Genomic DNA, 25,169 nt, shown 5'->3' with positions numbered 1-25,169 from the left:
AGAATTAAAGTTAGTAGTTAGCCATCTCAGGCTTATACATCCATCTCCTCAACCTTCTCACCGGCAGATACACAAAAATAACAGAAAGAATTCCTGCCAGCACGCCTACAAGCACTGCCATCGCCGTAGCATCCAATTTATAATATTTTGAAAAACCATACTGTGCAAAAAGTAATACAGACAACACCAGTAATCCGGTAATAAGTCCGTGCAGAATGCTCAGTTTGGTCATCAGTTTCTTTTTATTGAGTTGCTCATCTACGGTAAACTCAATGGCACCCTGCTCGGCAGCAATAATAACCCTGTTGATGACATCGATGGTAAGCACCACCGGTAAGAATATGGCCATGGGCAGGGTCAGCCGGGCCAGATTTTGGGTTCCGGAAAAGAAGTGTGTGTATCCCAATTCCTGAAAGCTGGCGTAAGCGATAATGAAATTGAAGAACACATTCGGAAGGACATAATAAATCGTCCGCCTGATGAGAAAGCGTTTCAGCGTGGTTTTCTTGAGTTTTTTAGGGGGTGGCGGCTTCAGTTTAAATTTCATAGCGACGAGGTCAGGAGTTCAATAGCTTTGTTTTTAATTGTAACGGCTTCTTCTTTGGAAAGGAAATGCTCGTTGGACATAAACGTAAAATCCATTTGCTGGTTATACGTTGTGGCGACCAAGGTATTCGAATTCAGCCATGGAAAGGCAACAGTCGGACTGATGACGGTTTCCACTTTAAAATTTTTATAATCGCTTGGGATATTGATCCTTCCCATATTGGAAAGCGTTACATCATGCCCGCCTTTACTGGATTTCATCATGGAAATCATACGTTCAGCAACGGGATGCATCTGCTCACCCATCCACAGAAGCTCTCTCGCCTCCATTTTTTCTATTTTTCCGACAAGATCTTTTTTGATCTGTCTGGCATTATCCAGTAGATCTGTACTTCCTTTTTTTAATGACAGTTCAACGGTCGGCGCAAAAGCAAATACATGATCCTGCCTGATCTCCGGAATAAAATGGCGGACATCTACAGGACTGATCACCTTACCTTTTGCCTGCTTTCCCTGAATCTCCTGAAAAGCCTGCATAAATGAGGAACAGAGCAAAGCATGTACAGAAACACCATGAGCTTTGGACTTTTCAGTGATTTGCGCAGTTGTATCTGAATTCAACTTCCAATGGACCACGTAATTTTTTCCGAGGTTTCTTATCTTACTTTTTCGCTGCATAAGAAAAAAGAGTCGGGCCATCACCAGGTAAAAACGGGCTTTGCGCTTCTTTTTTTTCATATTGAAATCCAAAGGCAGAAAATCATCTACAGAACTGAATACCTCATAAGGCTGCAGCTCCACAGCAGGATCATCCAGCAAAGTAAGAAGCTCCGTCATCATGGTGACAAGGGAAGTTCCGTCGCAGATACAGTGAGGCAGTACCCAAAGAATTTCGGACACATCATTTCCTTTAATCCAAACCAATTGGGCCAGTGGCTTTTTTTCATCTTTAAACAACCGGAACCACTCAGTTTCGGATTCCTGCAGCCAGTCTTCATCAGTTTTCCGTTCAACAATACGAAACGGAATAGACTCAATTCCTTTTACTTCTATAAAAAACGGATACTTTTCACTGCTGTTATCAATTCTGGTTCTCAGCAAAGGATGTTTCTGCTGGATTTTTTCTAAAGCAGCCTTAAAGTTCTCCTCAGGGATATCCCCCTTGATTTTTGCCGTAAATACACAATTGACAGGGGTTTCCGGATCAACGTACATAATCCGTTCCACCATCATTAAATTTCGCCTGATCATAATACTGCTATATGGTCTAATTGTAATTTCACCGTCTGAATTACCTCATCACGAATGGCTAAGGCTTCAGCATACGGTAAATATCCTTCGCTTCCTACAAAAGAAAAATCCATTTCCCCTCTGAATGTTGATGTGACCATCGTCGTGGTATTGCCCAAAGGGCCGATCACAGAAGGACTGAAAATGGTATCCAGTGTAAATTCTTTGTATTGATGGGGAATCTGAATGCGTCCCAGATTGGAAAACATGCAGTCGTTGGAAGACTTGCCATTCTTCAACAGCTTCGTGAAATTTTTCAAAGCATCATGGGCAGACTCCATCACCATCATCGTAATGTAAGGATTAAGCTTGGAGGTTTTCCGTTCTACAGATTCCTGCATCAGTCTTAAATTTTCTGAGAAACTTATTTTTTGATTCGCTGAAACCACAATCATCAGTCCGAAAGCAAAAATATGGTCTTCTTTGATCTGGCTGGCAAACCGCCGGATATCCACCGGACACGAAACCTTATTGAAAGCCGCAGTACCCCTTACTTTACTGAATGCCTGGAGTAGAACTGCACATAAAAAAGTGTTCACTGTAACTTCCTGCGATTTACAGTAGGCAATCAGTTCCTGACTCATCTCTTTGTCGAATTTCCAGTGAATAAGATAGTCATTTTGCCGGTCAACGGCTTTTTGGTTGACAGGAATACATTTGATGGCTGTTGCCGCCAGTCTTCCGATCACTTTCGCTTTCAGTTTTTGTTTGCGATTCGTTAAAACCTCAGCAGGAACCACATCATGAATTCCGAGTATGGGATTTTCCACCCCAATTTCTGCAGAAGGACGATCCAGCAGCTGCAAAAATTCATACAGGAAAGCCATCGCAGAACCGCCATCGCATAAACAATGATGAAAAGAAAAAAGCATATCTGAAACCTCTTCCCCCTTGATCCATACAAATCGAATCAGCGGTAATTCTCCATAATTAAATAAGGTTTTCCACTCTCTTGCGGATTCTTCTTTCCAGTCATCCTCTCCTTTTCGGACCACCATCCGTATCGGGATGGGCAGAAGTCTTTCCGGAACTTCAAACCATGGGATATTGTTTTCATCATGGCTGATAAGTGCTCTCAACCACGGATGCTTGCGCTGAATCTGGTTCAGCGCATGTTGAATATTTTCCTCTTGAAAGGTTCCGCGCAACCGGAACGGAATCACCGCATTGAAAGGTTCTGTTCCATCACCCAGCAGCATGCGCTCACCAAATAACAATTTTCTTTTCATAAACTATACTGTAACTAATGTTGAACGATGTTGCTGTACAAAATCTTCCAGAAGCTCTACCGCACGGTCATTGCCGCCGGCATTCAGTAAGTTCGTCTGAACCTCCTTCGCTGCGTTTCTGTAGGCAGGATTTTCCAGTAGTTCAAAAACGGTTTCACGAAGAGCTTCAACACGCAATCGCTTGTATCGGATGCTGATTCCACAACCGGCCTTTTCGATTAATTTTGCAATATGAAAATGGTCGTAAGCAATAGGCGTAATCAACATAGGTAATCCGTTGGTGAAGGTATCATTTACGGTATTAAAACCTCCGTGACAGATTACCACATCCATATGAGGCATCAATGCAGATTGTGGCACAAAACCATTCACGATGAAATTAGAAGGCCATTCATCAAATATGTCCGGCGGAGTAGCTGCAATAACCGTTACAAGCTGATCTGCAAAAGCAGCAATCACCTTTTCAAAAAAGGCTTTCCGGATGTCTACCAACAAAGTCCCGAGTGATACAAATATTTTCGGTGTCGTAGATGCTTCCAGTTTTTCCCAGTCAAAAGGAGCCGGATTCGGACGTCCTTTTACGGGACCTACAAATCTCATATGAGAAGGAACGGTTTCAAAATCTGCAAACGTCTGTGAGGTGAATACCAGATTTAACTTATTGGAATGGATAAAAATCCCTTCATCATCAATTCCCACTTCTTTTTGAAGATCTTTGATCAGGTTTTGCTGCCATTCGAATATTTTTGGGGCATTATTCGCCGTATCTCCCATTACATCAGGAGGAACAGGCGTAGTTGTTACACACGGAATATGATGTTTATAAGCAAAAAGAGCTCCTCCGAAAGTGATGCAGTCATTCACCAGAACATCCGGTTTCCAGCTTTCCATCAGACGCTCCAATCCGGGCATCATCATTTTGGCAAACGGAACATAGGTTTCTTCCAGTGCAAGCTTCATCACCTCAGGTCCTGAACATGCCGGACCGTCATCCTGCCTCTTTAAAATACGCTGAATATCTTCCTGAAACGGACTCAAATCTTCTTCAGGATAAAAATAACTTCCTCCTTCAGGAATGTGTTTGTTATCTAAAGGAGTAATTCCAAACCATTTTACTTCATGTCCACGAGCGATCAAACTAGCTCCTACACTTAAGGTCGGGCTGATATGTCCAAAAAACGGTGGGATCACAAATAAAAATTTAGACCCCGGCTTTATGGTTTCATCAGCAGGGATTAATGCTTTTTCAAGCAAACTGGCTGCAGTGGCTGTACCTCCGGCTTCGGTGAAAGATTCACGAACCGTTTCAGCAGCTTCTTTATATTCTGAATGATGCAAGATATTTTTCACGGCTTCGTTTAAGTGATGGGATTTAAATCTGTTAAAATTAAGACGCTCTCCTGCTCCTGTACGCACTACACGACCTGCCACATGAGACTGATCATACGCAATCGGGATCACAACCAACGGAAGACCATTGGAAAGGGCTTCAGAAACGGTATTGTGACCGCCGTGGCAAACAACTCCATCCAAATGAGGCAGCAGATCCAATTGAGGAACCTGATTGTAGACCATAAAGTTCTCCGGCCAGCTGTCAAAAAGCTGCGGATCAGAAACCAATATAACGGTAAGATCTTCATTTGTAAAGGCATCTACCACTTTTTGGAAGAACGCTTTTTTATGATCATGATCGAAAGTCGTTCCGATGCTTACCAGGATCTTTTTATTCGTACTGCTTTTCAATCTGTCCCAATCAAATTCACAGGAGATGCGGCGTTCCATAAGAACAGGTCCCGTAAACTGATAATTCTCCGGAAGATCCATTTCCCCAAATAAATATTTTGAAGTTAAAACAAGCGTCAACAGATCAGAAGAGGCTAATGAACGGTTTTCCGTTACACCCAGTTCTTTCTGCAGTTCAATGATTTTATTGACTTCCCATTCGTGTACTTTAGGCAGCTCGTCCATCATTTTAATGGCCGCCGGAGCGGTAACGGATGTGCTGTAAGGAAGATTCAGTTTTTTAGCAGCAATAGCGGCCGCAAATAACTGATGATCCCCAATCACCATATCGGGTTGATATTGTTTTAGTAAGGTAACGATCCCATTGTAGCAATGTCTGTTTAAAGGAATCAATACGTCGTCGTAAAGAAACTTAATACTGTCGATACCGTAGACTACTTTTTTAGAAATAATATCGAGATAGTTCTCGCTTTCTCTTTTCTCCTCGTCGGTCTGATCATATTGAATGAGTAAAAGTTCTCCCCCGGCAGGAAGCTTTGTACTTAAATTTTTGTCAAGACTGATCCAGGCCACTTCATGTCCTCTTTGCAGTAATTCTGCGCCGATGCTTAAGGTTGGATTGACATGACCTGTCAATGGTGGAACAACAAATACAAATTTAGCCATGATTTTGTGTTAATGCGTTAGATAATGATTGAGATAAAAAATGAACCATCGATTCTGCAATCTGAACAGGTTCCTGTATCGGGACATTGTGATCACCGGGAATCAGTTCCAGTTCAGATGAAGTGATCTGCGTTTTCAGCCATTCCCCTGTAGGTTTACAGTTCGATTCAGATCCGTAAAGCAAAAGTGTGGGGATATTCAGTTCTGAGAAATCCGCTTCCTTCAGAAAATTTTTTTCCCTGATCATATCTGCTTTGATGCTGGTCTTTTCAAACAGGAATTCATACATCCGGTGGTTTTTCTCCATCTGCCTTTTACCCATCTGAACTTTGGTGGTATCCGTAAAATTGGCCACATAATGTTCGAGGAATTCTTTGCTATACTCATCGATGATGTTACGGGCCTTTTCATCCTGAGGGTCCGGTGCTTCTATAACGACCAGCTGACTGACACGTTCCGGCGCTCTCAATGCTGTTTTCAAAGCGATCAGTCCTCCGAAACTGTATCCGGCCAGATGTACTTTTTTAAGGTTTAAAACACCCATCAGAGCCAATACATCGGATGACATACTTTCCAGATCGTAGCCGTCTGTAAAACGCTCACTCATGCCATGGCTTTTCAGATCGTACATCACCACATGGAAATGCTTGGCCAGAATCGGGGCAATATTGAAATAATAAATGGAGAGGTTGCTGAACATCCCGTGGATAAGCACCACTGTCTGTTCAGCCCCTTTGTTGAGTTCCTGAATATGAACCTGTTTATGGTTTACATTGATTATTGGCATTCGTAGATATAATTGATGATCATACGGAGGTCAAGGTTGATCAGTTCGTCTAAATCCATAGAAGACAGCCATCCCGTGAAGTCAATCTGATCCCCGAAATGCGCTTTGATCTTCTCGGAAAAAGAAACGATTTCTATGCTGTCCATTTCCAGGTCTTTCGTGAATGAGCTGTCCGGAGTGATATCCATTTCCTCTACAAATTCGGCACCTATTACTTCCGTAATAAAACCTTTTAAAAGTGTGAACAATTCTTCGTGATTCAATTTTAATGTGTTGTTTATAGTGTCCATCCGATAATATATTTTTTATGTTTAATAGTTTTTATTTCAGTTTGGTTGATCCATAAATGATCTCCCTCGATATGAGTGATTTCAAAGGCTTTTGGATTTCCTTTCAGTCCGGTTCCCAGAAACTTTCCATACGCTTCTTTCGCTACCCAGAATTTGGTGGTCCATTCCGCCTGATCTCTGTCTTTTAATAAGGTTAATTCGTGATCGGTAAATACCAGGTCATAAAATCCGGAGCTTCGTTCTTCCATGATTTCCATGTCGATTCCTACCGGACCGCCCTGACGTGCAATACCTACCGCATCCTTTTCTTTATGGGCTAAAGAAATATGGATATCTTCTGTGACATCGCCTATCAGATAAGGTTTTCCAACTTCATCCTTTCTTATTTCAAAAGTGATGGGGAAACAAGGGTGATTTTTCTTTTCACGGAGAAGATTTCGTACGGCATCTTTCACGGCTACACGGCTTACCATCCATTCTTTCCGTTTGTTGGGAAACAACTGCTGATGATGCTGCTTTTCCGTCTGGTTGAAATATCTTTTAAGAATAAAATCCCATGAAGCCACTCTGGTATACGCCTGATGAAAGAAAAATACTTCAGGAGCTATTTCCTCCGAAAGACGGTTATGTAAAGGCGACATGGAAACATTCCACAGCGGTTCATCGATTTCCAGACGGCGGTTTTGCCAGCCTGTAATCGCGCACCATACCTTTCCATCTCTTTTCAAGATAATATCGGCAATGGCAAATTCTTCATTGAGCTCAGTAAGGATGCAGGTACATTCAAAAATACCTTCCTGATCTTTCATATCTCCAAAGAATTCAATATCTCTGATTTTCACAGGGAAAGCAATACGGTCCTTGGTCAGGGTAAGCTGCAGCCACAATCCGAATAGCTGTCCGGCATTATCCAATAAAGATCCGTTTCCTCCGTTTCCTTTGATTTTTCCTACAATTCCTTTCGTTCCTACTGCTGAAACCTCTGTAATTCCCTGGTACAGTTCTCCATGGAACATATGTTTGTCATAGATTTCTTCAGATGTTCTTTCAATAGGCAGAAGATCTCCGATTGCCAGGTTAAAGGCCGGAACAGCAGGTGCAGATGAAGCCAGTAAAACTTCTGCATTGGCGAAGTTCTCAATATCAAGGTAAGCATGGTTATTGGAGCGCCATTCTCCTTTGACTGTTTTTTCAAAAGGTTTGGCGACATTCATCCATTGAAACACACTTACATTCATGATTTTATGAACGCGGGTTCCCGGTATTTCAGCCTGTGCTATTTCTGCTAACTGCTCAAAAATCATGGTCATCGGGATCACCGGTTCCATATCAGAGACATTGGTCCATCCTTTCGGCTGTCTCAATAAACTGTGATCGATGAGGTAAGGATGCGTATCTAAAGTGACATACAGAAGTTTCGAGAAATTTTTGCTGGCAGGTACTTTAGAAACCACAGGTCTTGGGATTGTAATTTCCGGGCGGTTTTGAAACAGTGTCAATACTTCTTCCTGCATCCGGATCATATCGGTGATATTTTCCTGGAACGCCTGAACAAGAGGATGACCTGTCTTAGCCACTGTGGCTGAAACCGTATTTTGTTTTGGCATCTCAAAAGACTGAGCCAGATTTTGAATTTCTTTAAAATCACGGATGATCGGTGAACCTAGCTGTAACTTAATTCCCTTTCCTGATGACTTTTTTGATTGGCTTTGTATTTCTAGAAAGTCCAATGCTACGGTTTTGCCTTCCACAAATAATGCGGCTACCACACGCTGCAGCTGGGCCAGGGCAGATCTTGTAGCCACACTCGACGCTATCGTACTGAATGGTTTTCCTTTCAAAGTATCATCAATAAACCCGATCAATCCTCCGGTACCAATCTGAATAAAAAATTTTGCACCTTCTTCATACAGTTTATCCGTCAGTTCACGGAAACGGACCGGCTGCACCAAATGCTCGGCACTTAGCTTTCTGATCGCATCCTGATCGGCAGGATACGGCTCTAAAGTTGTTGCCGACCACAACGGGATTTTTGTCTGTTGAAACTGCGCTTTTTCTATTCCCGCTAAGATCACATCCAGTTTATCAGCGATAAACGGTGAGTGAAAACCGGACTGAAAAGGCAGAATCTGATGAAAGATCTGTTTTGATTTTAACAATGGAACCAGCTTATCCAGAGCAGCATTACTGCCACAAAGAATCACCTGATTGGGACAGTTGTCATTGGAAATATAAAGATTGGGAATAGCATCGATAAAAGGCTTCACCGCATCAATCCCCGCCCCGATCGCAATGAATCTGGAATCTTTTAATTCAAAGGTTTCCGGATTCAGAACATCAATCAAAGCTTTAACGGAATTCACTTCTGCCAGTTCTGAGGAATATCCTGCCAGCCATTCTCCCAGGCTGTGTCCCGCGTTCATATCCGGAACAATTCCCAGTTTTTTCAGGGCGTTATCAAGGATGCTACATTTGTTGAAAATCCCCAAAGCATCGCTTAATAAACCTTCCCCTTCTGTTTCGATAGGTTCGGTTAATCCAAAATAACGGCTCACACTGTCCACTTCTCCTTTTGCAAGGCCATCCAGACCCGGAAATACGAAAGCGATTTTACCTCCATCTTTCAGTAAAGGGGTGTTGGTGTACCAGATATCCTGTTTATTGCGCCATGGATTATTTTTAGCTACAATTTTAATAGCTTTTTCTATTCTTTCAGGGGTCGGGTCGAATAAAGCAATCCGGTAATCCCCTTCTCCTACTCTGTTGTCGTTGTTCTTTAAAGCAGTAAGCAATTCTTCGTGTGTAGGTCTTGCCAATACTAAAACGCGGTCTTTTTTCGGCATATCATAGCCTTCCAAAACGACGTGCGCATTGATCCCTCCAAATCCGAAGGCATTGACTGCCGCTACTTTCGGCAAACCAGTTTTTGACCAGCTTTTCGGTTCCTGTACCGGAGCAAAACGGGTCTGCTCCATATCTGCGATTGGATTTTCGCAATATAATGTAGGCGGCAACGTATCATGATGAAGCGCCAGACAGGTCTTGATTAAACCTGCGATCCCGGCGGCCGGCATAGCATGTCCGATATTGGATTTAACAGAACCGATTCCTGCAGCCTGCGTTGTATCTTCTTTAGTAAAGAATTGGGCTAAGGTCTGAAGTTCTGTTTTGTCTCCAAGCGGTGTTCCTGTCCCATGGGCTTCAAGATAACCGATCTGTTTTTCGTCTATATCTGCATTGATCCAGGCCTGTTGTAAAGCTTTAAGCTGACCTTTAACGGACGGGCTCATCACGCTGGTTCCATTCCCATCGCTGCTTACTCCAACGCCTTTGATCACAGCGTAGATTTTATCCTGATCGCGGACTGCATCTTCCAATCGTTTTAATACGACGAAACCACAGCCTTCACCAATTAATAATCCGTCTGCATCCATACTGAACGGCTTGATCTGCTGTTGATGAGACAAAGCTCCCAACTGGGCAAAAATACTCCAGAAAGCAGCATTCTGTCCGGTATGTACACCTCCTGCTATGACCATATCACAACGGCCACGGTTGAGTTCCTGAACGGCATGATCTACTGCAATCAGGGCACTGGCACAGGCAGCATCTACTGTAAAAGCAGCGCCTCCCAGATTGAAACGATTCGCGACTAAAGAAGCAACCAGATTGGGAATCAGTCCCATGGCTGTATCTGCGGTAAAACGGCCTTTTCTTTCCTGGAAAGCATGTTTCACCTTTTCGATATCTGCTGAAGATACCTGAGGCAATAATTCCTGCAACAGCGAAGAAATCTGTTCTCCCGTACGCACGATTTCAATGGCACGCGTTGCGCCGGGACCGGTATAGTTTCCTTTACCGATAATGATTCCGGTTTTCTCAAGAGATATTCCTTTTTGAAATACGCCGGCATCTTCCAGTGCTTTCTGCACCAGATCGAGGGTTAATAAATGATCCGGCTCGGTGCCTTCTACGGCTAACGGAAGAATCCCAAAAGCCGTCGGATCAAATTCATAATCTGAAATAAATCCACCGCGCTGACAGTAAAATCTGTCGACAGGACTGGTAGCATCACTAAAGTGTACAGGATCAATCCGATCAGCAGGAGCCAATTGGGTGGAATCTACTTTATTGATAATATTCTGCCAGAAAGTATGGGCATCCTGTGCCCCGGGAAAGACACAGGATAGACCAATAACAGCAACATCTGTTTTTTTCATAGTTATCGTATACAGAGGTTTACCAGTTGTTTCCGGACATGATCAATACCTGACTTTCGGTTCCGTATTTGATCTCATTAAGGAAAATTTCTTTCCCCTGATCCAATGGAATTAAAGAAATACCGCGACGTTCATATTCTGTTTCCAGAGTCGATGAAACCATCCCGGCTCCTTTCCATGGGCCCCAGTTGATGGAGATTACTTTTCCTTTTAATTTTTTGTTTAAAGCTTTCGCATAATCATCCAGTACAGAGTTGGCCGCAGCATAATCTGTCTGCCCTTTGTTCCCGTATACTGAAGCGATGCTTGAGAAGAGCACTACAAACTGACAGTCGGCTCGAAGTTGTTCTGCCAATACACGAAGCGGTTTTACTTTCGTATCAAAGACACGTTCAAATGAGCTGGAGGTTTTCTGTCTGAACAGTTTGTCTTCCAAAAGACCTGCCCCATGAATAACGCCGTCTAAACGGTTGTATTTTTCGTAAATATTTTTGATCAGATCTGATAATCCCTCTTCATCACAAAGATCTAAGGACTGATACAATACGGTATTTCCTATCTGCTCCATATCACGGATGGTACGCAGGATCTGATTGTTTTTAAAAATTCTTACGGTCTCTTTTTCTATTTCGGAAGGAGAAGTGAATTTTCCGGTTTTAATAAGATAGCTTCTTATTTCTTCCTTGGTTTTCATGGCTTCCACTTCTTTAAGGTCTGCTATGACATCTCTGGGATATGCTGATCTTCCTACCAGAATATAGGTACACGGATATGCTCCGGACATATGTTTCACCAATTCAGAAGTGATCCCCTGTCCGCCTCCAAGCACTAAGACTACAGATTCCTGATCCAGCTGGATATGCGCTTCTTCAAGGCTTGTTGACAATGGAGAAGGGATGATCTCTATTTTATGCCTTTGGTCGTGTTTGTAAACGACTTCGGAAGGTTTATCTGTGGTTAATATTTCTTTTAAAGCGATCTCTGTAATCTGATCAACTTCCTGTGGTGTACTCAGACTGATCAGCCTGCAGGAGGTCTGTTCAAATTCTCTCGCTAAACTTTTGAAAAGTCCAGGATAGCCTTTGTAATGACGTAAAAGACGGGTATCAGTCAATTCCTGAATATGGGCCGGAATATCTGAAATCAGATACACCCATTTGGCTTTATCAAGATCCAGTTTCTTGATCTGATCTACGTGATCAATGATGCTGTGTTTTACGGTTGAGGAGAACAGATCCAGAATGATCAGTCCATCAAAATCTTTAAGATCTCTTTCCGTATCCACCAATTCTGCGATAGCGCCATATTTTTCAAGGGTGTTTTTGATCGCCATCGTTTGGGGACTGTTGTCCTGAGTAATGGCAAAACGTTTTCCCTTGATGATTTCTGTATTCTGCTCTGTAGAAACATCGGTTGGAGTCAGATCAAAACGAAGACGTGACAATAAATTCTGTACAGGTTCAGCATCAGCATCGGTGTTTTCACTCATTTCGCTGATCCATGAGGCCAGTCCTTTTAATGTTTTAATGGCTGCCAGTTTTTCCATCAGATCATCCGCCTGGTCCATATCCTGACCGAAACCTATTTTGGTTTTAAGGTCTCCGATAATTTCCATTCTTTTAATAGAGTCAATGCTCAAATCTGCTTCAAGGTCAAGATCCAATCCAAGCATTTCCTTTGGATAACCCGTTTTCTCACTGACAATATCCAGAATTATATTTTGAAGCTCTTCAAGAGAGAATGCTGATTTACTTTCTACACCTGCTGCTGGTGTTACTGCAGTTCCGTTTTTTTCAGGAGCTGCTATTGGAGTTCCAGTTAATTCTGTCAACCAGGAAACCAGACCGCTTAACGTTTTGATCGATGCTAATTTTTCCATGATCGTATCTTCATCAGCATTACCTGATGTAAGCGCTCCCAACTCACTGCGAAGCGTTCCAATGATTTCTACCCTTTTGATAGAGTCAATACTCAAATCAGCTTCCAGATCCATTTCCATACCGAGCATTTCGTGTGGATATCCTGTTTTATCGCTGACCACCTGTAGCAACAGGGTTTTAATATCTTTTACCGGAGCCTGTTTTACCGAAACAGCAGCTGGCTTTTCTACATGGACAGGCTGTGCAGGAATCGTCACTAAACGATCGTTCACTGGTGCTTGTACCGGCGCAGCATAAACAGGTGCAGGGCTGACTTGTGGATTCTGTCCCAGGAAGGAAAGCATCACATCACGCTGTGCCTGAATCAGCTGTTTCATGGTATTTAAATATTCCTGAAGCATACGTTCAGCAGCAGGCTGAGATTCGGCTACAGGGGCTGGTTGGTTATTCGTAAAATTGTTCATGGGAATAGGATTTAATATCGGTAATGCACCGTTAGCCGGCAGATTACCTGTGGTTGGATGCGCCATTTGTCCGTTCACACGCCAAATGGCTGGATTTTTCTTATACAGTTCAGGCTGGTCTATCTGAATCAGTTTAGCATTACGGCCGTCGAAAAGTTTTTCAATGCTGAAGCTTCGGCCTGTTCCCAGATATTGTGCCAGCATGGAAAGAAGATGGCTCAGTTTATTTCGGTTGCTGTCTTCTACATACAGGATCAGCTGATCTTTTTCCAAGCAGGATTTAGTCAGTCCGGAAAGGACTTTTCCAGGGCCTACTTCGATGAATATTCTGGCTCCGTCTTCATACATCGCCTGAATTTCTTCTACAAATCTTACGGGCTGCACCAGATGATCCGTCAGTCTTTCTTTGATTTCCGATGGACTTGTTGGATAGATTTCTGCAGTTGTATTCGACCAAACCGGGATCTGCATTTCCTGGAAAGGAATATCTTTTAAAACCTCATTATATAAGCCTTTGGACTTGGCCAATAATGGGCTGTGGAATGCACACGCAACTTCTAATTTCTTTGCAGAGATGCGTTCTTGTTTTAGGGTTTCCATTAATTTATTGATGGCCGGCGTACTTCCCGCCACTACACATTGGGTCGGAGCATTATAATTAACCGGATAGCAACCTTCTGTTTTGTCTAATACCGGCTGCAATTGTTCTCTAGTTGCGCTTACCGCAATCATAGTTCCCGGATCACCTCCTTCTACTGAATCCAGAATGGCATGAGCTCTTTGAATACTTAGATCAACCAGTTTTTCTTCTTCAAAAGCTCCGGCAAAACATAAAGCAGGTAGTTCACCATAACTGTGACCTGCCATCATATCCGGAACGATGTCCAGCGATTTCAGGAAGTTAGCTAAAGCCAGGTCAACCATTCCTAAGATAGGTTGTGCCAGACGGGTATCTTTAATGGTTTCTTTCTGTTGTTTTAAAGCAGCTTCATTAAATGTTGCTGAAGGGAAAACTACTTTCTCCAATTCAGGATATCCTTCAATCAGGTTACGCATGGCCGGAAAAGCGACGAACAGATCGCGGGCCATATTGATTCTCTGACTGCCCTGTCCCGGGAACAAGAAAGCTACTTTACCATCGCGTCTGTTAACTGTAAAAGTATCTTTACTTTCAATGCCTGATAATGCCAGTTCGATATTCATCATCAAATGTTCAGAGGTATCAGCGACAATGCTTAACTGAATTGGTTTTTCTGAGCCTACCGCTAAGCTGTACGCCATATCTTTTAATGGAATATCACCGTTGACCTCTAATAAAGATTTGATCTGTGCCAATTGAATTTTCGCATCCTCATACGTATCCCCACGGAATATAAATAATTCTGACGGCCACGATTGCAATACGGCAGAATCGTCTTCCTTAGGATGGTTGGCAATGACCGTATGGAAATTGGTTCCCCCGAATCCAAAAGCACTGATTCCTGCATAACGGTTTTTCTCCCCCCATAAACCACTTTCTGCATAAAAAGCAAAAGGGCTGGTTTGGGCATTATAATAAGCATTAGGCTGCTGTAAATGAAGTGTTGGTGGTTTTACGCCGTGGTATACCGCCAGTGAAGCTTTGATCAGCCCGGCTAATCCGGCGGCACATTTGGTATGCCCGATTTGTGTCTTTACAGAACCTAAGTGAGTCTGTCCCGGTATGGCTCCTGAACGGCTGAATAAATTGGTCAGTGCACTCAGTTCAGTTTTATCTCCTACTACAGTTCCAGTTCCATGGGCTTCCACTAAACCAACTGACGCAGGACTGATTCCTGCCTGGGTGTACGCGCGTTCCAACGCCCGTACCTGTCCTATTTTTCTAGGGGCTGTAAGACCTAACGCTTTTCCGTCACTTGACCCTCCTACTCCTTTGATGACAGAATAAATACGGTCGCCATCGCGAACGGCATCTTCGTATCTTTTTAAGACAAGAATCGCAACTCCCTCTCCAAGGGCAATTCCGTCGGCTTCTCCGTCAAATGTCGCGCATCTTCCTTTTCTGGAAAGTGCATGAGTGCTTGAAAACATAAGATAATCATTGATTCCGTTGTGTAAATCCGCTCCGCCAGCAAGAACCATATCGGATTTCCCTAATACAAGTTCCTGACAGGCCAGATCAATAGCTGCCAGAGAAGAAGCACACGCCGCATCTACGGTAAAATTTCTTCCCCCCAGATCCAGACGGTTTGTAATTCTCCCTGCGATCACATTAGCCAAAATACCAGGAAATGAATCTTCCGTCGTATGGGGAAATGCCTGTTTCACTTCTTCATGAAGTTCTCCGAAAACCTGTTTATAGTATCCTCTGAAACTATAGCTGTTGGCGAGATCATTACCGCCTTCAGCGCCTATAATAACAGAAATATTTTCTCTGTTGATGTGTTTTTCTCCATAGCCTGCATCTTCCATCGCACGCTTGGCAACCAATAAGGTCAACAGCTGTGTGGGTTCAATGGCAGCAAGGGATTGTGGAGGAATTCCGAAGGCCAAAGGATCAAAATCAATTTTTGGAATAAATCCTCCCCATTTGGAATGAGATACATCCGGTCCGTCTGAATCCGGTTGATAGTAAAGTTCTTTGTTCCAGCGCTCATCGGGAACTTCTGTGACACTGTCTCTTCCTAAAATGATGTTTCGCCAGTACTCTTCAAGGTTTTTAGCGCCCGGGAAAATACATTCCATCCCGACAATCGCTACATCCAGAGGTTTTTCTGAGGATACCGGCTGTTCCGGTAAAGCCGCCTCTTCAATGTATTTATAGTTATCAATACTTACATTCTGATGAAGGGATGCAAGGGAAATCACCCGGTTTTGCATCGTGGCCACCTGACCGATCATGTACATTCCAAGATCCAGCTGCTCGTTTTTAGGAACATTAACCAACTTGTCTCCCTGACGGTCAATTCCTTTTGCAGCAATTCTAAGCCGGCCCACATTTAGTTTTTCAAGCTGTTCCCAAACTTCTTTTTTATCCATTCCGGCTGCCAGAAGTTTAATTTTCTCGGTGCTGAAATGTTTAGCAAAAGCTGTATTTAAACAACGTGTTTCGTGTCCCGGTGCTGTTTCCAGTAAAACTGTGTCTTTTGCCTGCATAGCCTGCACCTGGAATTCTTCCTGAATAGCTCCGGTACGTACGGCCTCTTCCGTATAGAGATAGGCTGTTCCGATCAGTACTCCAACCTTTACGCCTCTTGCTGCTAACGGAGCTGCCATGATAGAAACGAATGCTGTTGAAAATGCATTATGAATTCCGCCCGCAAAAAATACGCTGATATTTTCAGGATGTTCTTCTTTTAAAATACGTTCAATCTGTTTTTCCCAAAGCACCATGCTGGAAAGCGGACCTACGTGACCACCGCATTCACGGCCTTCAAAGATGAAGTTGACAGCGCCTTCTTTTAGGAAAATATCCAGCAATGCAGGAGAAGGAACGTGAAGGAAAGTTGTAATTCCCGCCTTTTCAAATACCTTAGCCTGTGCAGGTCTTCCTCCGGCAATAAGAACTACGGGAGGTTTAGCTTCCAATATATAGGATGTCTGTTCTTCTCTCAATTCCTGAGGGGCAAATCCAAGAATACCTACACCCCACGTTTTTTCACCAGCCAGTTTTTTGGTTTCCATCACCAAAGCTTTCGCCTGCTCACCTTTCAACAATGATAAAGCAACAAAAGGCAAAGCGCCTGCATTTGCTACTGCATTGGCAAATAACGGAACATCGCTGACACGGGTCATTGGTCCCTGTGCGATAGGGTAACGCAATCCCAGCTTTTGAGCCATTATATTATTCTCACTGATCACTTTAAGTGCTTTAGCCTGCTTCAAATGACCATACATGGCTTCTTTGAATCCAAAAACCATTTTTTTCAGGGTTTTGAAATCTTCATACAGATCTATTGCCAATGAAATATCCTGGCCCATAGGAATATAGCTGTTGTTTAGGTCAAGATCAGTAAAATATTGTCTCAGCTCATCAGCCGTGATATCTTCCGGTAGCGCAGGTGAGTTGGGTCTCACCAATATCCGGTGATTCGCTATTATTTTAGTTTCGGTACCATTCAGTTTTGAGGACAGGTCTTTGATCTCCTGAGGAACGGAACTTTCGGGGAATAATACCAGCTGACTATCCAGTACAACACCTGCTGCTCCCAGTGCTTTGGCAGCAGCAGCTGTATGAATCCCTACTCCTCCATGCATCCAAACGGGAACAGAATTAACTTCTTTGATGACACGCTGAAATAATACAAATGTAGACTCATAGCCTACGAGGCCACCTGCTTCGTTGCCTTTGATAATAATCCCTTCGGCACCAGACTGTTCGGCCAACCTGGCTTCATCTAAACTGGTCACCTGATAAATAACGGGAAGATCCGGTATAAGGTTCATTAAAATACCGGACGGAAGGATGGCCAACCTAACTTTTTCGGGAATCTGAAGGGATATAAATTTGTCGTTCGGCAGATAGATCCCATAAGAAGGTATATCTGTCTGGTTCATTTGATTCAGCGCTTCCTGAGCTGCTTTTGAATCATGTCCTAAGCTTAAGACGGGAAACGCACCTGCCTCATGTAATTTCAGCATAAGATTAACATCCGGCTTTTCAAAAGGCGTTACACCAATAATGGTTAAGTTTTTCATTGCATTCATGATATTGAGATAATAACTGGGAAATTATATAACACAACTCGCAACCTTTCGGCATAAAGAGCATTTATCAATTATTAGGGAATAAAAATAATAAATTTATATTACATTTCTAATCATAAATAAAATTTAATAATTAATTATTAATAATTAATTATTATTAATTTAAATACCATTAAAAAATATAGATTATATTTCTATTATCGAAAAATGAGACAGCACAACCTATAAGCTTCAATTATAAAGGTTTATAATTGATAATTTAAAGCAAATATAGAAATAAAAAATAAAATAAATCAAAAATAAGGGAATTATTTTTCTATATTACAAAAATATAACACACCTATAAAAGCGTATGAAATCTACATAATCTGTAGTTTGCTGATCCGGTAAAAAGAATCAGTAAATTCAGAATTTTGAAAAAATAATAACAAAATTTCATAAGATTTTCGCAAAAAAATAACGTTACCGGAAAGCAACGTTATGATAATAAGAAGATTATAAAAAAATCCTCATTATTTGATTGACAAAATTATATCATCCATTAATATTTCATCTGTCATCTGTTAGTATTTTTTCGTCACAGAAGACGAAAGATCAAATTTAAATCAAAAAATGCGCTCGCAGATTTTGCAGATCAGGCAGAAATTATTGTTTTATTTAAAATGCCAATAAATTATCTAAAATTTAATCTCTGTTGCCACTTTTAGCTTGCCGTACCGTCTGATTATCTTTTTGGTTGAATCTGTAAACCAGTGTTAAACGATAGCGGGCAGCATTAGGAATACTGGTCTGGCTGATTTCGTAATCTGCCCCTACAGTTCTGCTGTTTGACTTTCGTAATCCAAACAGATTGCTTATATCAAACATAAGCGTTGCTTTGTCTTTTAAAAAAGTCTTGCTCAGTCCAAAATCAATACTGTGAAGTGCATCTGTACGAGTCTGGGCAGTAGCATTGGCTCCTCTGAAATTATAAAGCGTTTGAAAAGCAAGTTTGTTCTTCAATTTCAGCTGGGCACTTACGCGGGCGGTTAAGGTATTCCCGGAATAATCGAAGCTTTGATCTTTATAACTGCCCTGTTCTGCATAATGAAACAGATTAAGCTCTGTATTAACCTGCAGCCATTTGACAGGATTATAAAGCACTGACAGCTCAAAACCGTGACGGGTTTCCCTTTTTATATTAACCGGCATTGTAATAAACAGCCCCTCCGCATTCCGGAACGTATAATCTTCCATTACTCCGGTATTTCGCTGATAATAGAAGGATGGATTAAAGGTAAGCGTCTTCCAGTTTTTAAGAAAAGCGATTTCAAAAACATTGGCATAAGATGGATTAAGATCCGGATTTCCCACATAACGGCTGCTTAGATCAGTCAGTTCATTAAAAGGATAAATCATGCCCAGCCTTGGCCTGTTGATTCTTTTGCTGTAGCTTCCCTGTAAAGTAGTCCGCTCATTGAAACGATAGCTTACATTTAATGTTGGAAACAGACGGTTATAATTTTTCTCATTGGTATAGGTACCCGCACGGTCTTCGATACCGATATGGGTAAGCTCGCCACGTAAACCTGCCTGATAACTTAAAGCTCCGGTCTTTCCGGAAAACTGTACGTAAGCACTTCCAATCAATTCTTTATATAACAAATGATTATCAATCTGATCAATGATCTCCCAGCCCGCTGAATTCTGCTGTTCCGCGATAAAGTCGGTGTTTACTCTCCGGTCTTCTAACTTCAAACCGAATTCCAAAGTGGAAGTACTGTCCAGTGGCTGCACCATATCTGTTTTAATCATAAAATCCTTGCTCTCACCCATTGAACCTGTCCTGATCATTGGTAAGTCTACAGCAGCTGGAAATACTTTGCGGGTTGATAAGTTCCAGTCTTTGTCACTATCCCAGAAGTCATACTGCATATCTACAGTCAGCTTCTTTCCTGCTTTAGCAAAGTTTTTGGTATAATTGAATTCGAGCTGGTTATAGCTGCGCTTTTCCCATGATTCGCCCTTTCTGGTGAGACTGCTGTCGATAATTCCGTTTTTATTTGAATATAAATAATTAAGCTGGGTCTTGTCGTGATCGTGGGTTGAATTCCTCATGAAAGCTGCGGTAATGGTATTATGATCATTGATCTTAAAGTCGGCCCCAAAATAAAGTAATTTGGCATCATCATGCCTGTTCTCATCCTGTCTCTGGTCCAGATCTACCCGTGTTCCTGAAAGTCCCGTAGACTGTTTCATTGTATACAGACCTACATAATCTGAGAACCGGATGCCGTAGGTAGCAAACAGATTGAGTTTATTTGATTTATAATTCAGACTGGGACTGATACGGGTTTCGTTGGGTATGCCGCCTACCAGACGCAACTGACCATTGAATCCTGCCTTTTTATTCTTTTTAAGTATGATATTGATAATCCCAGCAGAACCGGCTGCATCGAATCTGGAAGAAGGATTGGTGATCACCTCCACGCGCTCTACCTGATCGGCGGGCACCTGTTCCAAAGCATTGCTCTGAGTCAGTCCGGTCCGGCGGCCGTCAATTAATACCAATACATTAGAATTCCCCCGTAAACTGATTTCTCCACCCGGACTCACACTAACAGAAGGAACAACGTTGAGAAGATCCGTCACCGCACCTGACTGCGAGAGGACATCCTTACCTACTTCAAAGACTTTTTTGTCCAGTTTTAAACTGACCGATGAACGTTGTCCTGTTACAGACACTTCCTGCAACAGTTTTGTATCAGGCTCTAAAATAACTGTTCCCACATTGACTGTCTCATCAGTCTTAACCTCCACAGGCCTGCTGATCGTCTGAAAACCCGCAAGAGCATAACTGATGGTATAGTTTCCAGCCGTAATGCTTTCCAGCCTGAATATTCCTTTGGCATCCGAAATACCGGCGGCAATCGCCCGATCTCCGTTATCCTTTAATGTTACCGTTACATAAGATATGGGTATATCCTGTTTTTCCTGAATGACTCCAGTAATCTGACCTTTCTGTGCAAATGAATACTGAACAGACAAGATGATAAAAAAAATGATGGCTACTTGTTTCATGATGTAAATTTAAATCGTAGAAACAGCCATTCACAGAAGAAACATCTGAACAGCTCCACAAGCTTTCAAACGACATCCGATTTTTCAAATTAGCTTGTATATTTACATTATGTATTATTTAATATTTTTATTAACGCTGCTTGACCTGCTGGCTATACCTGTTATCCGCAATGAAGATCCAGTACCGGTTTATAAAACCGGAGACAATATGGCCTGGATAAGTAAAAATTATAATGATAAAGACTGGTCTGAGACCAGGGGTAATACTTCGGATAAAATATTCTGGTCACGTACCCATGTTGATCTACGTCCAGTGGAAAACGAGCTGATACCTCTCGGTCTTCAGATCAATTCTTTCGGTGCTTTTGAAGTGTACTGGGATGGTGTACTGATCGGCAGAAACGGACAGCTTCCGAAAAATGGAAATCCGGAAATACCGGGAACTGAATGCAGTTATTACAGGATTCCGAATCATCTGATTTCGCCCGGGCTTCATACGATTGCCATGCGCAGCTCCCAATCCCTGTATCCTGATGTCCAGCGGAGTATTGGATTCACAATCAATAATTACGAAACATTACTGACATACCCACTGGTCACAACGGCCTATATGAACCTGATGGCCGGAGCTTTTCTGATCGCTGCCGTTTATTATTTCTTCCTCTATCTGAACAGCAAAAGAAAACAGAAAGACATCCTTATATTTGCGACCATATGCCTTCTTTTTTTCACTTTACTGATCATGGAATATCTGAAATTCCATGTGAAGCTCCCCTATTCTGAGTTCTTCTTACGTCTTGAAATCATCGGATGGCTGACGTTTACCAATGCGCTGCTGGTTCCTTGGTATTTTATTATTCAGTTTAACTTCAGGTATGGGAAATGGCTGATGCTCGCCCTGCTGCTGACACTGCTTGGACTTTATTGGTTCAATTACGGGCACTATGACCTGACTGCCCGGCTCTATAGCCTGGCCATGCTGATAACTGCCTTCATTGTGGTTCTGAATGGTATTCTTCAAAAGGAAAAAGGAGGTTTTATTGCTCTGACTGCTCTTTTGGCAAGTGCATTGGTCAACAGGCTTGTGGTTTATGATTATGGGCTATTCATTAGTTTTACCATCATTGTACTCTCTATGCTTTATCTGCACTCTATCCGTACCAGTGTCATTGAGGCAGAGCATCAGAATGCTGTTTTACTTTCGTCGAGGCTGCAACTGGAATTGCTTAAAAAGAATATTCAGCCTCACTTTTTAAGGAATACGCTGACTTCGATGATGGACTGGGTAGAAGAATCCCCCAAGGACGGAGCCCGCTTTATCCAGGCATTGGCCACAGAATTTGATATTATGAACGAGATCTCTGAACAGACCCTGATCCCTGTTACGAAAGAACTGGAGTTATGCCGCCAACACCTGTCAGTTATGGGTTTTCGGAAGGAAATAAATTATATCTGGGAACAAAAAGGAATCGATGAAACACAGCTGATACCTCCGGCAATCATTCATACCCTGCTGGAGAATGGTATTACACACAGCGAGCCACTGTCCGGAAATACAATTCAATTTGTACTCCATTATTCTTTATCAAAAGAGGCTCACCAATATACTTTTGAAACTATCGCGAAGAACCGGCCAATCATGACGGACCGCGCGGGCGGAAACGGCTTTAAGTATATCAAAGCAAGACTGACTGAAAGTTATGGCCAAAACTGGAAACTCGAATCGGGCTCTACGGAAACCGGCTGGATGTCTACCATTCAAATTGTAAGGTGATGAATATAGTAATTATAGAGGATGAGGCCAGAATTGCACGACGTTTACAGCGTATGACGTCCGAATTCTTTACGGACAGACCCCATGAAATCATTATCTGTGATTCCCTGCAAAAGGGACTTGATCAGGTTTCAACCCGAATTCCCGATCTGCTCCTACTCGATCTTAATCTCAATGGGGATAATGGTTTTGAACTATTGGAACATATGGTAGCCGCTTCTTTTCATACCATAATTGTTTCTGCCAATACAGATAAGGCGATTACCGCTTTTGCGTACGGGGTTCTTGATTTTGTTCCCAAACCCTTTGACCAGGACAGACTTTTTAAGGCTTTAACAAGATTCGTCAGCCCTGCCATAAAACCGGATGAAGGCATTAAATACCTCGCTGTAAAAAGAGCCGGACAGGTTCGTGTGATCAATATTTCTGAGGTGATCTACATCAAAGGGGCCGGAATTTATACTGAGCTGCATCTCAGTAACGGACAGAATGAGCTTCATGATAAATCCCTTGAATATTTGCAGCAACTTCTTCCTGAGAGGTTTGAACGCATTCATAAGTCTTATCTTGTTAATTTTCAGCAGATCGAAAAAATTATCATCAATCCCGGCACACGGTATGGAGCCTTGCTTAAAACAGGTGAAGTATTGCCTGTAGGACGTTCGAAGTATAAAGACCTGAAAAATAAAATGGTCTGATGTCTGAATTCGACATGTGAAGACTATTCTTAAAACAGACTCAGGTCATACTGTTTCACCAGGTCTAAAATCATATGATAACCGGCCGAGGAATTTCCATGCTGATCTAATGCGGGACTGAAAACACCGATTCCCATTTTCCCGGGAACACTCACGGCAATTCCGCCTCCAACACCGGATTTGCTAGGAAGACCTACAGTTCTGGCATATTCTCCACTGAATTCGTACATCCCGGCTATGAGCATCTGAGATTGGATCAGTTTCGACATTTCTGCATTTTTATACTTGGTATCTCCGTCAAAACGAACACATTCATTGGCAAAGAAATATCCAATTTTAGCCAAATCTTCAGCCGTAAGCTCAATAGAACATTGTTTGAAATAATTGTCCAGCTGATCTTCATTTCCCGAGATCAGTCCGTTGTTTTTCATCAGGTAAAATATGCCACGGTTACGGTGGCCTGTAGATTTTTCGGATTCGTAAACGGATGTATTGTAATCAATTGTATTATTTTTGGTTATATACCTTACCAGATCCAAAATTTTAAGAAACGGTTTTTCACCTTCTCCTGAAATTAGTGAAGTGGTAAGAATAGCTCCCGCATTCATCATCGGATTCAATGGTTTACCAGTAGTTTCAAGGTTGGAAAAGTGATTGAAAGGTTTATCGGTTCCAAAATACCCCATTTTATCAAAAACATTTGCCTCCCCTTTCTCATTGACAGCAATCATTAATGCAATGATTTTGGAGATACTCTGCATAGTGAATTTCTTGTGAACATCGCCAGTATTAAAGATTTTACCGTTTTTACCAACCACTGAAAAAGCGATTGCTCTGGCATCCATTTTACCTAGTTCAGGAATATAATCAGCCACTTTCCCCTCCGTATAATAGTTTCTGTTTTTTTCCAGGATGCTGTTTAAGGTTTTTTCCGAAATTGTGGAAATATCTGCTTTCTGGGCATACATCACTGTGTTTAAGGAAAGAAAAGCTGCAATACAGATTCTTTTTGCAGAAAGTAAAAAACTATTATTCATAAAGGTATTTTCGGCCAACAACTTATCATCAACCTTTAAAAACAAAGATAAAGCATTTCCTCCTCTGCCAGCAAATCTACAGGAAAATATCAGTTCTCAGTTTTGTTTTCCTAACCTAAGTATTTCTACCCAAAGCCATAATTGGTCATTTGTACTCTAAAACAGCTGTATTCTTCTTTGTTACTTTGGAATACAGAACAGTTAATAAAAAAATAACCAACAAAATAAATTCAATATGGACACTACAAACATCAATGCCAACTCTGCCGGCCAGCTTCAATTGGGTGGAGGCGCACAATTCTGGGTTTATCTTTCACCTCAGAATGATACATCCAAAATGATTTCCACTTGGCGCGTTACATTCTCACAGGGTAACTGGAGCGATTCGATTTCCAGCGAAGCTCCGACGAAACAAATTCAGACCCCAAATCTTTCGGGTATTTTTGAAATTAAAGTAGAATTATTAAGCGGTTCTACCGGTACATGGCGCCAAATTCCGCCTCAGGCAGGAAGTTATAATGAAATAGGCTGCAATTCGAACTGCGCTTCTATGGTAGGTATTGTTGCTGACAGCACCAACCCTGCTCCCGGAGCTATTAATGCCCATTTCTGGACAACCTGGGATGCTATGTGCAAAGCAGGATAAAAACAATTGGCTCATGGTATTAAGCTGTCAGCTATTCATTTAATGACATCATATACAAAACAGATGAAGCTGTCTCATTATTGAGATGGCTTTATATTTTTATCGCAGAAACCGTCTGAACATTATCTAACAAAAGTCAAGTGCATTGGCAAA

Annotated in this window: 13 protein-coding genes; 3 read left to right on the top strand and 10 right to left on the bottom strand. The window is 42.1% G+C overall.

The window, feature by feature from the left end; translation table 11 throughout:
• Positions 1–10 precede the first annotated feature (10 nt).
• The 9 genes from ACTJIV_RS05145 to ACTJIV_RS05105 form a co-directional block, all read right to left on the bottom strand.
• A complete protein-coding gene (locus ACTJIV_RS05145) occupies positions 11–547 on the bottom strand; it encodes a hypothetical protein (protein ID WP_440626047.1) in 537 nt (178 codons plus the stop codon).
• Positions 544–1,797, bottom strand: a complete 1,254-nt coding sequence (locus tag ACTJIV_RS05140) for a condensation domain-containing protein (protein WP_440626045.1) — start codon at positions 1,795–1,797, stop codon at positions 544–546. The genes ACTJIV_RS05145 and ACTJIV_RS05140 overlap by 4 nt, the downstream gene beginning before the upstream one ends.
• Entirely contained in the window at positions 1,794–3,065 is a 1,272-nt protein-coding gene (locus ACTJIV_RS05135) for a condensation domain-containing protein (protein WP_440626043.1), read from the bottom strand. The genes ACTJIV_RS05140 and ACTJIV_RS05135 overlap by 4 nt, the downstream gene beginning before the upstream one ends.
• Before the next feature lie 3 nt (positions 3,066–3,068).
• Positions 3,069–5,474, bottom strand: coding sequence for a glycosyltransferase (locus ACTJIV_RS05130; RefSeq protein WP_440626041.1), 2,406 nt, complete (start codon positions 5,472–5,474; stop codon positions 3,069–3,071).
• Entirely contained in the window at positions 5,467–6,261 is a 795-nt protein-coding gene (locus tag ACTJIV_RS05125) for an alpha/beta fold hydrolase (RefSeq protein WP_440626039.1), read from the bottom strand. The genes ACTJIV_RS05130 and ACTJIV_RS05125 overlap by 8 nt, the downstream gene beginning before the upstream one ends.
• Entirely contained in the window at positions 6,252–6,551 is a 300-nt protein-coding gene (locus ACTJIV_RS05120; RefSeq protein ID WP_034728171.1) for an acyl carrier protein, read from the bottom strand. The genes ACTJIV_RS05125 and ACTJIV_RS05120 overlap by 10 nt, the downstream gene beginning before the upstream one ends.
• Positions 6,539–10,771, bottom strand: a complete 4,233-nt coding sequence (locus tag ACTJIV_RS05115; protein ID WP_440626037.1) for a beta-ketoacyl synthase N-terminal-like domain-containing protein — start codon at positions 10,769–10,771, stop codon at positions 6,539–6,541. The genes ACTJIV_RS05120 and ACTJIV_RS05115 overlap by 13 nt, the downstream gene beginning before the upstream one ends.
• Positions 10,772–10,790: 19 nt before the next feature.
• A complete protein-coding gene (locus ACTJIV_RS05110) occupies positions 10,791–17,792 on the bottom strand; it encodes an SDR family NAD(P)-dependent oxidoreductase (protein WP_440626035.1) in 7,002 nt (2,333 codons plus the stop codon).
• Between the two features lie 693 nt (positions 17,793–18,485).
• A complete protein-coding gene (locus ACTJIV_RS05105) occupies positions 18,486–20,861 on the bottom strand; it encodes a TonB-dependent receptor domain-containing protein (RefSeq protein ID WP_440626033.1) in 2,376 nt (791 codons plus the stop codon).
• Between the two features lie 109 nt (positions 20,862–20,970).
• Here ACTJIV_RS05105 and ACTJIV_RS05100 point away from each other — a divergent pair, with 109 nt between their 5' ends.
• A complete protein-coding gene (locus tag ACTJIV_RS05100; protein WP_336378256.1) occupies positions 20,971–22,635 on the top strand; it encodes a histidine kinase in 1,665 nt (554 codons plus the stop codon).
• Positions 22,635–23,333, top strand: a complete 699-nt coding sequence (locus ACTJIV_RS05095; RefSeq protein WP_440626030.1) for a LytR/AlgR family response regulator transcription factor — start codon at positions 22,635–22,637, stop codon at positions 23,331–23,333. Before ACTJIV_RS05100 ends, ACTJIV_RS05095 begins: the two co-directional genes overlap by 1 nt.
• Positions 23,334–23,362: 29 nt before the next feature.
• On the opposite strand, the gene glsA is transcribed toward ACTJIV_RS05095, so the two are convergent.
• On the bottom strand, positions 23,363–24,370 hold the full coding sequence (gene glsA, locus ACTJIV_RS05090; RefSeq protein ID WP_440626028.1) for a glutaminase A: 1,008 nt from the start codon (positions 24,368–24,370) through the stop codon (positions 23,363–23,365).
• 235 nt (positions 24,371–24,605) lie between these two features.
• Here glsA and ACTJIV_RS05085 point away from each other — a divergent pair, with 235 nt between their 5' ends.
• A complete protein-coding gene (locus ACTJIV_RS05085) occupies positions 24,606–25,016 on the top strand; it encodes a hypothetical protein (RefSeq protein ID WP_111959649.1) in 411 nt (136 codons plus the stop codon).
• Positions 25,017–25,169 lie beyond the last annotated feature (153 nt).

Source organism: Chryseobacterium sp. 22532 (genome assembly GCF_052044665.1).
GTDB classification, from domain to species: Bacteria; Bacteroidota; Bacteroidia; order Flavobacteriales; family Weeksellaceae; genus Chryseobacterium; species Chryseobacterium lathyri.
This window is presented reverse-complemented; position numbering and strand designations above follow the sequence as displayed.